We start from the raw sequence: 15,151 nt of genomic DNA, 5'->3' as shown, positions 1-15,151 counted from the left end.
CTATGCGGCCTTCGCATCCTTGTCGATCGGATGCTGCGCGCGGAAACCGACGGCCAGCCGATTCCAGACATTGATCACGCCGATTGCGACGGTGATCTTGACGATCTCTTCCTCGCTGAAATGCTGCTTGAGCGGTTCGAAATCCGCATCCGGTATGCCGGTCTGGGCAATCTTGGTGACGGAATCAACCCAGCGTAGCAGGGCGCGTTCGCGGTCGTCGTAAACGGGCGATTCCCACCAGACGCACATCAGGTTGATCCACTGCTCGCTGAGGCCGTCATGCCGGGCTTCCTTGACATGCATGTCGACGCAATAGGCGCAGCCGTTGATCTGCGACGCCCTGAGCTTGATCAGGTGGATGAAACGACGCTCCAGCCCGGAGGTCTGGACGAAGTTCTCCAGCGCGGTAACGGCCTTGTAGGAGTCCGGGGAAGCCTTGGCAAAGTTGAAACGAGGTTGCATGGTTTTCTCCTTGGGTTCTGGATCTATCGGGTGGTTCTGCGTTCATTGAGGGCAAGGAAGGCGCAGCCCCTTGCCGCGATGCTGCCGTCGTCGCCCGCCGCAAGATCGGCGAGGATATCGGCAATGGTGGTCTTGGCGAGCTCGGCGCGGTACACCCGCTCGGCTGCCAGCATCGCCGCGCTGATGCCGCACGGCTTTGCAAAGTATTTTCCAGGCAGCGGGTTTGGCCCGCGCTGGCGAATCTCGGCGCAGCGAAAGGCGGGCGCCGGTCCTTCGACAGCAAGCACGATATCGAGAAGGGTGATTTTGGCCGGTAGACGCGCCAGCCGGTAGCCACCCTTGGGGCCGGGTACGGTATCAAGAATGCCGGCGCCGGAAAGCGCCTGCAGATGCTTCAAGAGATAGCTCACCGACACCCCATGAAACTCGGCAATCGCCGCCGCCGAAAGCACTCCGCCCTCGGACAATCCGGCCAGCATCCCGACGCTGTGTATGGCCTGTTCAACGCCTTCGCCGAGTTTCATTGGTTCGTCCTTTTTATATCGTGGATATTTTTTATCCGTGATTATTGGAGGAGTCAATTGCTTTTTTAAGCGAGGCTGTATGTAACCCGGAGTTAGCGTATGCCGTGCGCCCGGTGCACTCTCTGCGAACACTGAAGCCACTGTTGGGAAGTGAACAATCCCCCCGCTTCCTATCCCTCGCATTTCGACTACATTTGCCCCCGTGGACCAGATCGATTCCGAGCGCCGCCTTGCTTTGCCTGCCCCTTTCATCCGCTGGTTTGAGGAAAAGGGTTGGCAGCCGCGTGCTCATCAGCTTGAGTTGCTTGCCCGTGCCGAGGCCGGCGAGAGCACGTTGCTGATCGCGCCGACCGGCGCCGGCAAGACCTTGGCCGGTTTCCTTCCCTCGCTCACCGATCTGACCCGGCGCGGCAAGATCCCGCCGGGTTCGGCCTTTACCGGCATCCACACGCTCTACATTTCGCCGCTGAAGGCGCTGGCCGTCGATATCGAGCGCAACCTGATGAAGCCGGTCACGGAGATGGGCCTGCCGGTCTCTGTCGAAAACCGCACCGGCGATACGCCCGCCGGCAAGCGGCAACGCCAGAAGCTCAATCCGCCGGACATTCTTCTGACCACGCCGGAACAGGTGGCCTTGTTGCTCGCCAATCACGAAGCCGAACGCTTCTTCAGGGATTTGAAATACATCGTCCTCGACGAGTTGCATTCGCTTGTGACGTCGAAGCGCGGTCATATGCTCTCGCTTGGCCTTGCGCGCCTGCGCAAGCTGGCGCCTCATCTGCAAACCATCGGCCTGTCGGCAACGGTTGCCGAGCCGATGGACCTGCAGAAATGGCTGGTGGCGCAGGAGGAGGGGATGGACCGGCATGCCGGCCTCGTGATGGTCGACGGCGGCGCCAAGCCTGATATCTCGATCCTCAGGACCGAGGAACACATCCCCTGGTCCGGCCACTCCGCCAAATACGCCATCCCCGATATCTACCGCGAGCTCAGAGAGCATCGGACGACCCTTCTCTTCGTCAACACCCGCTCGCAGGCGGAAATGCTGTTTCAGGAGCTGTGGTCGGCCAATGATGACAATCTGCCGATCGCGCTGCATCACGGCTCGCTCGATGTCGGACAGCGCCGCAGGGTCGAAGCCGTCATGGCCGCCAACAAGCTGCGCGCCGTGGTCGCCACCTCGACGCTCGATCTCGGCATAGACTGGGGCGATGTCGATCTGGTCATCCATGTCGGCGCCCCGAAAGGCGCATCGCGCCTTGCCCAACGTATCGGTCGCGCCAACCACCGCATGGACGAGCCATCCAAGGCGATCCTCGTGCCGGCCAATCGTTTCGAGGTCATGGAATGCCAGGCGGCACTCGACGCCAATTATGTCGGCGCGCAGGATACGCCGCCGGTCGGCGCCGGTGCACTCGACGTCCTTGCCCAACATATCCTCGGCATGGCCTGCGCCGAACCCTTCGACATGCTGGAACTCTATGACGAGATCCGCAGCGCTTCGCCCTATGCCGACCTGTCATGGGAGACATACGAACGCATCGTCGATTTCGTCGCCACCGGCGGCTATGCCCTGCGCACCTACGAGCGCTATGCCCGCATCCGCAAGACGCCCGAAGGCCGCTGGCGCGTCTCCAATCCGCAGGTCGCGCAGCAATATCGTCTGAACCTCGGCACCATTGTCGAGGAGGCGATGCTGAACATTCGGCTGGTGAAGCGCAATGCGCTGGGATCGCTCGGTCGCGGCGGCGCCCCCCTCGGCAAGGTCGAAGAGTATTTTCTCGAACAGCTTTCGCCCGGCGACACCTTCCTCTTCTCCGGCAAGGTGCTGCGCTTCGAGGGCATTCGCGAGAATGAATGCCTGGCCTCGCAGACCTTTTCCATGGACCCGAAAATTCCTTCCTATGCCGGCGGCAAGTTTCCGCTGTCCACCTACCTTGCCGATCAGGTGCGCATGATGATCGACGATCCCGATCGCCGGCATCGGTTGCCGGATCAGGTACGCGATTGGCTGGAGCTGCAGAAGGACAGGTCACTGCTGCCGAAGCGCGACGAGTTTTTGATCGAGACCTTTCCACGCGGCAGCCGCGCCTACATGGTGGCCTATCCCTTCGAAGGGCGGCTGGCGCACCAGACACTCGGCATGCTGTTGACCCGGCGGCTGGAGCGCGCCGGCGCAAAGCCGATGGGCTTCATCGCCACGGATTATTCGCTCGGCATTTGGGGGCTGGAGGACATGAGCCTGATGATCGCCAATGGCCGTCTCAGCCTTGCCGATCTCTTCGATGAGGACATGCTCGGTGACGATCTCGAAGCCTGGCTGGATGAATCCTTCCTGCTGAAGCGCACCTTCCGCAATTGCGCCGTCATTGCCGGTTTGATCGAGCGCCGTCACCCCGGCAAGGAAAAGACTGGCCGGCAGGTGACGGTCTCCGCCGATCTGATCTATGACGTCCTGCGCAGTCACGAGCCCGACCACATCCTGATGCAGGCGACCCGGCAGGACGCGGCCACGGGGCTTTTGGAGATTGGCCGCCTTGGGGATATGCTGAAGCGAATCAAAGGCCACATCACCCACCGGGCGCTGGATCATATCTCGCCGCTTGCCGTGCCGGTCATGCTGGAAATCGGCAAGGTGCCGGTGCCGGGCGAGGCGCATGATGTGGTATTGGCGGAAGCGGCTGACGATCTGATCCGCGAGGCCATGGAATAAAGCATGCCAAACAACGAAGGCAGACCGAGTTGATGAACCGCCTGGCGCTTGCGCGAGAGATGAACGGCCAAGTCAGGAACGGATTGACTCCCGCATCCGGCGTAGAGACCGCCGTTCACGGCGTCGCCGCAGTCTGTGATCCGCTTGGCGCGCTGTATCTGCCGGACGCCGGCATCCTTGTCGTTTCCGATCTGCATCTGGAAAAGGGAGCAGCCTTCGCACGGCGCGGCATGCTGCTGCCGCCTTACGATACGTTGGCGACGCTGACTGTGCTTGCCGCGGTCATCTCCCGCTACGATCCGAAGCTCGTCGTTTCACTCGGCGACAATTTCCATGACCGCGTGGGCTCCATGCATCTGCCGGAGGAGTTCCGCAGCCTGATCGTCAACATGGCACGCGGCCGCGAATGGATCTGGATCAACGGCAATCACGATCCGGATGGCACGGTCGATCTGCCCGGTCACTCTGTCGATGAGATGCATTATGGCGGATTGACCTTCCGCCACGAACCGAGGGGCGGCCAGCAGGCCGGCGAGATCGCCGGCCATCTGCATCCGTCCGCCACCGTCCGCCGCCGCGACAAATCCGTCCGCCGCCCGTGCTTCGCCGCCGATGGCGCCCGCCTGCTGATGCCCGCGTTCGGCATCATGACCGGCGGGCTCGACCTGCGCCACAAGGCCATGGCCGGCCTGTTCGATCGCGAAAGTCTCATTGCCCATGTGCTCGGTCGCGACCGCATCTATTCGGTACGCTTCGGCAATCTCTCGGCTTAACCCGCTTTTGCGGGCTCGTAGCGCAGGATCACCGCACCGGTCTTCAGGGGTGTGGTTCCGAGCAGCTTCATCGGAATCCGTTCCGCCGCAGGCTTGAAATGCGGGTTGCCGGCGCCGAGAACGACAGGAACAAGGCAGAGGCGGATTTCGTCCACCAATCCCGCTTTCAGCAGCGTATCCGTCACTTCGGCACTGCCGAAGACGAACATGGTCTTGCCCGGCTCTTCCTTCAGTTTCTTGACCTCGGCGACGATATCGCGAACGATGCGAGTGTTGTTCCACTCCGCCTTGTCCATTGTCCGCGAGGCGGCGATCTTGGCGATGCCATTCATATAGGCGGCGATTTCAGGTGTCTCCGGCGCCGTCGGCCAGTAGGCTGCCATGCCTTCATAGGTCTTGCGGCCGAAGATTAGCAGATCGCCCTCCTTGCCGAGCTCGGTCGCGTACTGCTCCAGCTCATCGCCCCAGGCGAGCATATGAAAATCGAGGTCCCAGGGTTTGGTTCCCTCGAAATAACCGTCAAGCGTCATAAGATTCCAGACAACAAGCTTTCTCATCGTTTTCCTCCTTCGCGATAACCGTATCATAATCAAAACTGGTTGCTAAAAGCAAGCAGTTGAAAATTAGCGTGACTGGTGGCAAAGTGCAAGCAGTTTTTGGAGATATTTATGGACGCGCTCAATCGCTCCGGCTGCCCGATCAATCTCACCCTGGAAATCCTGGGTGACCGCTGGAGTCTGATCATCATCAGGGACATCATGTTCGGCAATCGCCGGCATTTTCGCGAGCTTCTGCAGAACTCGGAGGAGGGGATTGCCTCCAACATCCTCGCTGACCGGCTGAAGCGGCTGGTCGAGCGCGGGCTTTTGACCCGCGACGGCGACCCGAGCCATAAACAGAAGGCCGTCTACAGCCTCACCGAAATGGCGATCGACCTCGTGCCGCTCTTTGCCCATATGGGTGCATGGGGCCGCAAGCATCTGCCGGTTTCGGAGGAGCTGTCGATCCGGGCGGAACTGCTGGAAGATGGCGGGCCGAAGCTCTGGGAGGATTTTATGGATGAGCTGAGGGCGAAGCATCTGGGCAAGGTATTACCGCCGGGAACGCCGTCGGTGCTCGGCCGGCTGACGGAAGCCTATCTGGAGGTAGTCGAGCGCAAGAAGAGCGCTTGATCATCGACTCCGAATTCGTGGAGGGGGTATCAGCGGTGCGGCATATGCCAAGTTTCGTTTCAGCTTGCGAAATAGAACCTAGCTCTTCCGGAACACGAAGCTCGCCGTCCATCCCGTAATGACCGCCAGCAACACCGAAAACGCGCCATAGAAAATGGGGCGTTCATGGGCAGCATCGGTGATCGTCTGCTCGATGCCGGTCTTGATGACGCGCAGTGGCAGGGATTTTTCGGTCAGGAATTTGCCGCTCTTGAAGAGAAAGGCGCGCACGGTATGCACGCCGTTCGGCACGTCTGCGGGCAGCCTCAGTGTTGCCCTGAACAGACTGGAACTGACGAAGCGCACGCCGGCCGGATCGCTTTCGTAAAGGCCGCCGCTCTGCTGCAGCCGCCGGAAAGCCCGGCGAAATTCCGCCACATCCGCGCCATTGCCGACGAAACCGACGGGGGTTAGCTGAATATGATCCATGCCGATGCCGCGGTCGTTCAGCTCCAGCGGCGCGGTGATGTAGTCGACGGCGCGCGTGCTCGACAGCGAATAGGCCTGCGGCACATGCTCGAACGTCATCGACCGGGTATTGACCCAGATGCCGAAGACACGTTCCTTCTTGCGCACGGTGGCATTTTCGCGCGGTCCCTCCAGCACGACGACGATATCGTATTGGCCGATCGCCAACAGCAGTTGGTCGGTGTTGGAAAGCGCGCCAAAGATCGTCAGGTCGGCGCCGGTGAAATCGGAGGTGATGGCGATTTCGCTGGTCGAGGTGCCGATCTCCATTGTCTCGCGCGCTGTCGTGGAGGTCGTCGGCTGGTCGAGCAGCACCTGTGCCTGTGCGCTCAATGGCGCAAGCAGGAGACCGGCTGCGAGGATTGGCCCGAAACGTTTCATCGGCCCGCCCCTTCGAGCACGACGGAATAGATATCGGCCGGTGTGACCACCAGTGCGATCGCCAGACGCAGGCCAACGGCAAGGACGAGCAGGCCGAGGAGGGCGCGCAATTGTTCGCCGCGCAGCTTCTGGCCGACACGCACGCCGTATTGCGCGCCGACGACGCCCGCCACCATCAACAGGAAGGCCAGCACGATATCGACGGAATAGTTGGTCGCGGCCTGCACGACGGTCGTATAGGCGGTGACGAAGATGATCTGGAACAGCGAGGTGCCGACCACGACATTGGTCGGGATGCGCAGCAGGTAGATCATCGCCGGCACCATGATGAAGCCGCCGCCAACGCCCATAACCGATGTCAGGATACCGATGCCGAAACCAAGGCCGATCACTGGAATGACGCTCAGGTAGATCTTCGATTTCTTGAAACGCATCTTCAGCGGCAGGCGGTGCACCCAACTGTGGTGACCCGGCTTGCGGGGCATGGCGGGTTCGTTGCGGGCGGCACGACGCATTGCATTCAGGCTCTCCCAGAGCATCAATCCGCCGATCGTGCCGAGAAAGATGACGTAGAGCAGGGAGATGAAGAGATCGAGCTGGCCGATGCGTCTCAGCAGCGAGAATATCCAGATACCGACGGTAGCGCCGGTAAGACCGCCGATCAGCAGCACCGTGCCGAGCTTCATGTCCAGCGAGCCGCGGCGGAAATGCGTGATGGCTCCCGAAATCGACGAGGCGACGACCTGGTTGGCACCGGTGGCGACGGCGACGACGGGCGGGATGTTATAGAAGATCAGGAGTGGCGTGATCAGAAAGCCGCCGCCAACGCCGAACATGCCGGAGAGAAACCCAACGGCTGCGCCCATGCCGAGAATAATGAAGATATTCACCGACAGTTCTGCGATCGGCAGATAGATCGTCACGGTCTGATCCCAGTTGCAGCTATCCGAGCGTAAGCGACCGGATGCCTATGAACAATTTCCCCTTTAAACAGACGATTCTAATCTGAAATGATTGCCAGAGCCTTAGGAAAAATCATGGCGTCTTTCAGCGATCGAATTCGTCATTCCACTCTAACGTGGCATTTTCCGCGATTGTGTGACGAATTTCGCCGTAAGGCAAAGCCGGCGCGAAACCGCGGGTTACCGCTGGCATTCGCTCAAATATGACGACGGTCTGATCAAGCCGATCGGCGCCCGCCAAAGGAACGGGCCTTCGCCGATGCTGCTCTTACGCGCAGCGACGGCGGTATGCCCGAGGGCTTCATCGATCGGAAATGAAGCCTTCGATCTATTTGTTGCGGGCCAGAAGTTCCTTGACGACCTGATCGCTCACCCTGCCGTCCCGCGGCAGGCCGACCGATTTCTGGAAGCTCTTCAGCGCGGCGACGGTCTTCCCGCCCATATTGCCGTCCGGCGGACCGGCGTCGAAGCCGTTGTTGTTAAGGATCGCCTGGATGTTGCGGATCGCCTTCTTCATGTCGATCGAGGCGGTGTTGACGCCTTTGCCGGTCGTCCATTCCTCAGGGATGGTCGTGCCGTTTGCCTTGGCGTCCAGCGGCTGCGCCTTCCAGAGGTCGACCTTGGCGCGGGCGCTTTCGAGTTCGTCCTGCTTCATGGCGTTCGCCACTTCGTCGCGCTTCTGCGAGGCGTCCTTGTCGCCACCCTTTGCGGCGATCGCGAACCATTTGTAGGATTCCTGCAGGTCCTGCTTCACGCCGTTGCCGCGTGCATAGAGGATGGCAAGGTTGAACTGGCTGTCGGACACGCCGAGATTGGCCGCCTTGATGAACCAGTTCGCCGCCGTCGGATAGTCCTGCGGACCGGCTGCACCGGAAGCGTAGAGGACGGCGAGGTTGTGCATGGCGCTGGCATTGCCCTGATTGGCGGCCTGCTCGTAATAGCCTTTGGCCTTGACGAGATCGCGCTCGAGACCGTTGCCCTTCTCGTACATGCTGGCGAGCCGGTATTGCGCCGGCGCAAAACCCTTGTCGGCGGAAAGCTGATACCAGCTCGCTGCCTGCTTGAGATCGGCCGTAACGCCGCGGCCATCCGTGTAGCGCACGCCGATTTCGAACAGAGCGACGGGGTCGCCGGACTTGGCGGCGGCAACGAGCGTTGGCGGCTGGATGCCATCAGGCACGGCGATCGCAGCGGCCGGCGCGGATGCCTGAGCCGCGTCAGGCGCCGGGGTCGTCGTGGCATTGGCGGGCACGAAGGCAGCAGTTTGCTGAGCAGGCGTGGCGCTCCCGGCCGGCGTCAGGGTTTCGCTGGTCGGTTTGCCGTCGAGGGGGGCTGCCGCTGTCAGATGATCGTTCGTCGGCACCGCGGCCGGATTTGCCGGCGCAGCGGAGGATTGTGCAGCGTCTCCAGCATCGGCGGCCGGAGCCTGTGTCGGTACCTGGGTGGCAGGCGCATTCGCTGCCGCCTGAGCGTTCGAGGCCGGCATTTGAGCGGCATTGGCGGAGGCTCCGTTTGTCGCGGTATTTTCGGCAGCCGAGGTCAGCACCGAAACTTCGGCCGGCGGTGCCTTCTGGCCGCGCGTCAGCGTGTTGACGAGCGGGAAGGCCATGATGGCAAGCAGGGCTGCGCCGATAGCAAGCAGAATGGGACGGCGGAAGCGCGAGAATGCACCGCGTTTCTTCTCGCCGTTCTTAGAGGCAGGAGCCGAGCGCTGTGTCTGATCCACTTCCATTGCGGCCGCCTGCGCGGCACGGCGAGCAGCGGCGATATAATCGGCGCGTTCGTTTTCGGTCGGCTGTTTGATGGTGCCGCTGCGCGCGGCATTCTGGCTGGCGCGCACGCGTTCCAGGATCTTCTTGATATCCGGCGCCCCCGAGCCCGGCTCGAGCAGCTCATTCGCGTCCTCGGCCGGCATCATGTCGACGGGGTCGATCGACGGCGCCTGTTCGATGACAGGCCGGTCGGGCAGGAAGATCGGCTCAGCCTTCTCAGGCATGAAGAAACGTCTGCCGAGGCTGGCGAGCAGGCTGGGTTTCGCCCCATCCTTCTTCGCAGCCGCTTTGATCTCCGCCTTGGTAACGGCTTCCACAGCTTGCGCGACTGCGGCTTCCGGCGATGCCGCGGATTCGGCAGACGCGACGGTGCGGATGACCGGCCCGGCCTTTTGTGGGGCTGCCAAAGGCGGTTTCACCGCTGCCGTGTCAGCCGGAGCAAAAACCTCGCTCTCGAATTTTGCGGCAGGCATGGCAGGCGCCGGCTGGCGATGTTCCATATGGTCCAGCCGGTCTGCGATCTGCAGCAGCGTGTCGTGCAGCGCTTCGAAAGTGCGATGGGTGCGCTCGTCGCTGCTGCGGCTGAGGTCTTCGAGATGGCGAAGGTCTTCTGCAAGCGCCGTCATCGCCGACATGTCGACGGCCGGCACGCCATGGCCGAGCATGCCTTCGCGGGAATAGGCTTCGACGACCGCTTCCGCCGCGTGGCGGGCGGCTTCGATGATATACTCGTCATTGGTCGCCATATAATCTTCGATCGCACTCATGCGGCGGTCGAAATCGGCGGGAACATCGGCGACGGTCCGCTGCTCGTTCATCAGCAGCGTCGAGAGATGGGCAATCTGCTCTTCGAGATTGCGCAGCGACTGCGTATCGGTCGGCGGTGCCGCGGTGCTCGCTTCCAGCCGCATGGCGATATCGGAAAGACGGCCTTCCAGCCGGCGGACAGCACCATCGTCGAGGTTTGCGGCCGGGTGCGGTGGATGGAAATCCATTTCATCGATGCGCCGGGCCAGATAATCCAGCCGTTCGGCCAGCGCATGGTCGACCGAGCCGTGTTCCAGCGCATCGATCTTGCGGGAGATGTCGGCGAGGTGGTTGACCAGTTCCGGCTGCGGTGCTGCCTTCTGTGAGCGCTCCATCAGATAGGAGAGCTGATCCAGGCGCTCTTCCAGTCGGGCGGCCGCCTTGGCATTGCCGAGTTCGTCGATGCGCATCGCCAGCGCTTCGAGACGTCCGGAAAGATCGTCCGCCGGCTGGCGCCGCGCCGCTTCACGGCTCATCATGTCGAGCTGGTCGGCAAGGTCACTGATGCGGCCTTCAAGCCGCTGCATCGCCTGATCCTGTGGCTGTATCATGCCGCCGAAGCTTTCCACAGCGGTGGCGATCGAGAGCAGCTTGTTTTCCAGCGCGTGCACGGCGGGGCTGTCGCTCATGCTGCCAAGATGCTGCTTGATATCATCCAGGCGATAAGCGAGCGATACCAGCTCGTCCTGTAGACCATTCGTGTCGATCGCTTGCACCTGACGTTCGACGTGGTGCAACGAATCCTCGCGGGCGAGCCCGTCCATCAGCGAGCGCAGTTCTTCGAACTCCGCCTTCAGGCCGGCCGTTTCCGGCTGGCCGGGATGGCCAGCGAGCTGGCTGATGCTGTCGGCAAGCCGCGCCATGTCCTCGCGCACATCGGCGGCGAAATGCTTGTCCTCGGCATTGTCGCGGATGTCGCGGATTTCGGCGCGCAATGCGCTGACTTCGCGGGCAATGCTATCCGCGATATCCCGTTTCAGGTCTTGCCGCAGGTTGACCAGCGCCTGAGCGATATCGATGGAGCTTTCCGGGGCAGAGCGCAGCGCCGAAGGCAGAGGCGGCCGCGACGCCGGATTTTCGCTAAAGCGCCCGCCAAGCGGTTGCCGCTCCGCAATTGGTGCTTCCTCACGGCGGGTGTGCAGGCGCTCGCGGCTCGCCTCGAGCGCGCGCTGGCGCTGGCGGATTTCGGCAAGCGGATCGGGCCGTAAATCGGCTTCCGCACGTTCAGTGCGGAGGGGACGTTCATAAGGGCGCGCGTAGGCGTCGCGCTCGGTGCGTGGCGTGCGGTCGGAAAGAGGAGCGCGCTCCGGCATCGGTGTCCGCTCGGGCGCCGCGGCATAACCGTTTGCCACACGCTGGCGCGTGTCCCGGGCGCCAGCCGTGCCCATCAGGCCTTCGATGCGCGCTTCCAGCCCCTCGATGGTGCGGCTCAACGCATCCAGCGACGTCCAGTCGCCCGTGCCGGTAGGATTTGATCGCGATCCGCTCATCTTCTTGCTCGCTTCGACATATGGACCACTCAAAGGCCATCTTCGCTTGTGGAACGCTGCTTCGCGGGTTCACGCGCAGACCGCATCCCACCGTTCGGAAAGAAATAGTTTATTAGGCTTTCCTCAGGCTGAACCGCGAAACGGCGCTCCATCAAGCTAAAGATGAAAGAAACGCGAAGCATCGCTGCTCATCCCGCACAATTCACGAAACGTAGTAAACAACCCGTTAAGTTTTGGCGAAATCTTAACCTTTTATTTCGGCCTTGTTGTTGAATATGCTCATGTTCTTATGGATTTGACGGGTGCTGCCGCTGGTGAGATGGGCGCATTGAACATCAATCATTCCTTCTGTCCCGCGCTGGTTGAAGGGTCGAGATGCGTAGCCTTAAAATTGAACTCCATTATCCTTTTCTCAACTGAGTTGTGGAATCATAGATTGATTTGAATATTCTTGGGAGCCGAGTGCGTGCCGCCATCCATCGCCCGTGAACCGGATCAGGCGCATCACATCCCGGCCCTCGATGGATGGCGCGGGCTGGCGGTTATCGTGGTTTTGATGGGCCATTTCGGGGCCGACCGATATCTGCCAAACTTCAGCTCCTTCGGCGTCGATCTGTTCTTTGTGTTGTCGGGGCGATTGATGGCGGACATTCTGTTCGTCAAGCAGATGCCGATACCGATGTTCTTCGCCAAACGGTTTGCGCGCGTCTATCCCGCATTGTTTGTGTTCATATTGATTACCAGTCTCGCATTTCACGGTACGTTCGGAGAATATGACCTGAAAGTCGCCGCTTCGGCGCTGACATTCACCCTGAACTACGCCATGGCCTATGGGCACCCGTTTTCCCTGTTGGATCATATCTGGTCCCTATGCGTCGAAGAGCATAGTTATATCCTGCTTGCCTTGATCGCCTTCGCCACGCGCTCGCGAAGCAAACCCATCACCTGGGGCATCATTTTCGCGGCGGGATTGATGGCGCTGATCAATGGCGTAATTCGAGTCCACATGTCGGAGGGAGACCCCGGTGTGGTGATGTGGCGCACCGATGTCGCCATGGCTGGGATCTTCATCTCCGCAGCCCTCTTCATTGTTCTCCGACCAAGCCTGCATCGGGATCATTGGACATGGATTGCACCATGCGCCCTGGTGAGCGCGATCTTGGCGCGGATGTTTGGCGTAGATGCTATAGTCTTTTTTGGCGTCAAAACGATCCTGCTGGCAATGGCTGTGATCGGGATCGAATATTCCGCCCCATGGTTCCGCAGGAATTTCGAAGGCAATATGCTCCGCTTTGTCGGGCAGTGCTCCTTCTCGATCTATCTATGGCAGGAACCCTTTTTTAGGCTTGCCGGTTCGGGGATTCTGCCCTCCGCTTTGTCGCTCATACTGGGTATCGCCTGTGGTGTGGCAAGCTACGACCTCATCGAACGCCCTCTGCGTGCCACGCTTAACGCCATGTTCAGCCGCCGGCCCGTCGAGCAAACTCTCGCCTGACTTCGGGTTTACAGAAGCTCCGCATGACCGATCGGACGGATGTCGAGAGATCGATGATCCTATTTTTCGATAAGCGGGCAGCCATAGGGTAAGCACATCTCCGTCGCCTGCGGCATCATTTCCATTGCCGGCTTCGCCATCCTGCCTAAAAATTCGTTTTGCCTCACGAATTTGACGTTTACGCAAACGTCAATATTTTGTAAGGCTAGGTGAAAGGCCGGAATGCGAGTCCGGTGGCAATTGGAGGAATTCGAAAGATGCCAGTCTACAAGGCCCCGGTGAACGACACGCTTTTCGTCCTGAACGATGTGCTCGGACTGGAGCGTTACAACAATCTGCCGGGTTTTGCCGAAGCCAGTCCCGATATGATCGAGGCGATCGTCGGCGAGGCGGCCAAGTTGTCGGAAGAAGTGCTTTTTCCGCTGAATTACTCTGGCGATCAGGAAGGCTGCGTGCGCCATGACGACGGCACGGTCTCGACGCCGAAGGGCTTCAAGGAGGCCTACCGTGCCTACTACGAGGGCGGCTGGCTGGGCCTGGCGGTGCCGGAGGAGTTCGGAGGGCAGGGATTGCCCTATACGCTGCATTGCGCTGTCGGCGAATATACCTCTGCGGCCAATATGTCGCTGATGATGTATCCGGGCCTGACGCAGGGCGCGATCGCCGCCATTCTCGTGCATGGTTCGGAGGAGCAGAAGCGGACCTATTTGCCGAAGATGGTCGAGGGCACCTGGTCCGGCACCATGAACCTCACCGAGCCGCATTGCGGCACCGATCTCGGCCTGCTGCGCACCAAGGCGGTTCCGCAAGGCGACGGCAGCTACAAAATCTCTGGCCAGAAGATCTTCATCTCTGCCGGCGAACACGACATGACGGACAATATCGTGCATCTGGTGCTCGCCCGCATCGAGGGCGCACCGGAAGGTACGAAGGGCATTTCGCTGTTCATCGTGCCGAAATTCATGGTCGGGTCGGATGGTTTGCCAGGCGCGCGCAACGCGGTCTCCTGCGGCGCGATCGAGCACAAGATGGGCATTCACGGCAACGCCACCTGCGTCATGAACTATGACGAGGCCACCGGCTTCCTGATCGGCGCCGAGAACAAGGGCCTCAACGCCATGTTCGTGATGATGAACGAGGCGCGCCTCGGCGTCGGTCTGCAGGGGCTGTCGATCGCCGAAATCGCCTACCAGAATGCCGTCGCCTATGCCCGCGAGCGCATCCAGGGGCGCTCGCTCTCCGGCCCGAAGGCGCCGGACAAGAAAGCCGATCCGATCATCGTCCATCCCGATATTCGCCGCTCGCTGATGACCATCCGCGCCTTCAACGAAGCCGGCCGCGCCTTCCTGCTGTGGACGGCGCTGAAGTCCGATATTGCCCACCGCTCGCCGGACGAGAAGGAACGCCAGGCGGCAGATGATATCCTTGGCCTGGCGACGCCGATCCTGAAGGGCGTCATGACCGATAAGGGCTTTGAGCATGCAGTCATGGCGCAGCAGGTCTTCGGCGGCCACGGCTATATCGAAGAGCATGGTATGAGCCAGTATGTTCGCGATGCCCGCATCACCATGATCTACGAAGGCGCCAACGGCATCCAGGCGCTGGATCTGGTCGGGCGTAAATTGGCACTGAACGGCGGCCGCGCCGTCATGGCGCTGTTCAAGGAGATCGGCGATTTCTGTGAGGAAAACCGCAATGACGAGCAGATGGCCTTCTTCACCAAGCATCTGAAGAAGGGCTTGAACGACGTCCAGGCCGCGACCATGTGGTTCATGCAGAACGCCATGGCCAAGCCGGACAATGCCGGCGCCGGCTCCACGGATTACATGCACCTCTTCGGCCTCGTCGTTCTCGGCTACATGTGGGCGAAGATGGCGAAGGCGGCGCAAGCCGGTCTTACCGACGGCGACAGCGCCCGCGCGGATTATTTGAAGAACAAGCTTGTCACGGCGCGGTTCTACATGGAGCGCATCATGCCGGAAACGGCGCTGCGCAAGGCTCGCATCGAAACCGGCGCCGACACGATGATGGAACTGGCGGCGGAAGCTTTTTGACTTCTACCTTCTCCCCCGCTGGGGAGAGATAATGACGAC

11 protein-coding genes are annotated in these 15,151 nt (G+C 61.0%); 5 read left to right on the top strand and 6 right to left on the bottom strand.

The window, feature by feature from the left end; genetic code table 11:
- Together GGD50_RS17815 and GGD50_RS17810 are read right to left on the bottom strand one after the other, a co-directional pair.
- Complete coding sequence (locus GGD50_RS17815) at window positions 1–462, bottom strand: carboxymuconolactone decarboxylase family protein (RefSeq protein WP_107106931.1); 462 nt, start codon at window positions 460–462, stop codon at window positions 1–3.
- Between the two features lie 23 nt (window positions 463–485).
- A complete protein-coding gene (locus GGD50_RS17810; RefSeq protein WP_107106932.1) occupies window positions 486–986 on the bottom strand; it encodes an RrF2 family transcriptional regulator in 501 nt (166 codons plus the stop codon).
- Between the two features lie 202 nt (window positions 987–1,188).
- On the opposite strand from GGD50_RS17810, the gene GGD50_RS17805 reads away from it, so the two are divergent.
- Both GGD50_RS17805 and pdeM read left to right on the top strand, forming a co-directional pair.
- Window positions 1,189–3,699, top strand: coding sequence for a ligase-associated DNA damage response DEXH box helicase (locus GGD50_RS17805; protein ID WP_107106933.1), 2,511 nt, complete (start codon window positions 1,189–1,191; stop codon window positions 3,697–3,699).
- A 32-nt stretch (window positions 3,700–3,731) separates the two neighbouring features.
- Window positions 3,732–4,472 carry a ligase-associated DNA damage response endonuclease PdeM gene (pdeM, locus tag GGD50_RS17800; protein ID WP_107106934.1) on the top strand — a complete coding sequence of 247 codons (741 nt, stop codon included), beginning with the start codon at window positions 3,732–3,734 and terminating at the stop codon, window positions 4,470–4,472.
- Here pdeM and GGD50_RS17795 read toward each other — a convergent pair.
- A complete protein-coding gene (locus GGD50_RS17795) occupies window positions 4,469–5,029 on the bottom strand; it encodes a dihydrofolate reductase family protein (RefSeq protein WP_107106935.1) in 561 nt (186 codons plus the stop codon). The two genes, pdeM and GGD50_RS17795, sit on opposite strands and share 4 nt — an antisense overlap.
- A gap of 111 nt (window positions 5,030–5,140) precedes the next feature.
- On the opposite strand from GGD50_RS17795, the gene GGD50_RS17790 reads away from it, so the two are divergent.
- Window positions 5,141–5,644: a winged helix-turn-helix transcriptional regulator gene (locus GGD50_RS17790; RefSeq protein WP_107106936.1), complete on the top strand. Its 504-nt coding sequence runs from the start codon at window positions 5,141–5,143 to the stop codon at window positions 5,642–5,644.
- A 78-nt stretch (window positions 5,645–5,722) separates the two neighbouring features.
- Here the strand turns inward: GGD50_RS17790 and GGD50_RS17785 are convergent, their stop codons facing one another.
- From GGD50_RS17785 to GGD50_RS17775, 3 genes are all read right to left on the bottom strand, one after another.
- Entirely contained in the window at window positions 5,723–6,532 is an 810-nt protein-coding gene (locus GGD50_RS17785; RefSeq protein ID WP_107106937.1) for a TIGR02186 family protein, read from the bottom strand.
- Window positions 6,529–7,455 (bottom strand): sulfite exporter TauE/SafE family protein, encoded by a 927-nt coding sequence (locus tag GGD50_RS17780; RefSeq protein WP_107106938.1) that lies wholly within the window; start codon window positions 7,453–7,455, stop codon window positions 6,529–6,531. Before GGD50_RS17780 ends, GGD50_RS17785 begins: the two co-directional genes overlap by 4 nt.
- Window positions 7,456–7,822: 367 nt before the next feature.
- Window positions 7,823–11,563: a peptidoglycan-binding protein gene (locus GGD50_RS17775; RefSeq protein WP_107106939.1), complete on the bottom strand. Its 3,741-nt coding sequence runs from the start codon at window positions 11,561–11,563 to the stop codon at window positions 7,823–7,825.
- A gap of 466 nt (window positions 11,564–12,029) precedes the next feature.
- Here GGD50_RS17775 and GGD50_RS17770 point away from each other — a divergent pair, with 466 nt between their 5' ends.
- The gene (locus GGD50_RS17770; RefSeq protein WP_146143972.1) at window positions 12,030–13,058 is read left to right on the top strand and encodes an acyltransferase family protein; all 1,029 of its coding nucleotides are present in this window, start codon (window positions 12,030–12,032) and stop codon (window positions 13,056–13,058) included.
- A 257-nt stretch (window positions 13,059–13,315) separates the two neighbouring features.
- Entirely contained in the window at window positions 13,316–15,112 is a 1,797-nt protein-coding gene (locus GGD50_RS17765; RefSeq protein ID WP_107106941.1) for an acyl-CoA dehydrogenase C-terminal domain-containing protein, read from the top strand.
- The last annotated feature ends 39 nt before the right edge of the window (window positions 15,113–15,151 follow it).

This window comes from Martinezella paranaensis (assembly GCF_014200235.1).
GTDB lineage: Bacteria > Pseudomonadota > Alphaproteobacteria > Rhizobiales > Rhizobiaceae > Rhizobium > Rhizobium paranaense.
Note: the sequence above shows the minus strand (reverse complement) of the source record. Positions and strands in the feature narration are given on the sequence as shown.

Excerpts from the sequence above, each read along its gene's own strand:
- GGD50_RS17785 (WP_107106937.1), bottom strand. The coding sequence starts at position 6,532 with ATGAAACGTTTCGGGCCAATCCTCGCAGCCGGTCTCCTGCTTGCGCCA.
- GGD50_RS17790 (WP_107106936.1), top strand. The coding sequence starts at position 5,141 with ATGGACGCGCTCAATCGCTCCGGCTGCCCGATCAATCTCACCCTGGAA.
- pdeM (WP_107106934.1), top strand. The coding sequence starts at position 3,732 with ATGAACCGCCTGGCGCTTGCGCGAGAGATGAACGGCCAAGTCAGGAAC.
- GGD50_RS17765 (WP_107106941.1), top strand. The coding sequence starts at position 13,316 with ATGCCAGTCTACAAGGCCCCGGTGAACGACACGCTTTTCGTCCTGAAC.
- GGD50_RS17775 (WP_107106939.1), bottom strand. The coding sequence starts at position 11,563 with ATGAGCGGATCGCGATCAAATCCTACCGGCACGGGCGACTGGACGTCG.
- GGD50_RS17810 (WP_107106932.1), bottom strand. The coding sequence starts at position 986 with ATGAAACTCGGCGAAGGCGTTGAACAGGCCATACACAGCGTCGGGATG.
- GGD50_RS17815 (WP_107106931.1), bottom strand. The coding sequence starts at position 462 with ATGCAACCTCGTTTCAACTTTGCCAAGGCTTCCCCGGACTCCTACAAG.
- GGD50_RS17795 (WP_107106935.1), bottom strand. The coding sequence starts at position 5,029 with ATGAGAAAGCTTGTTGTCTGGAATCTTATGACGCTTGACGGTTATTTC.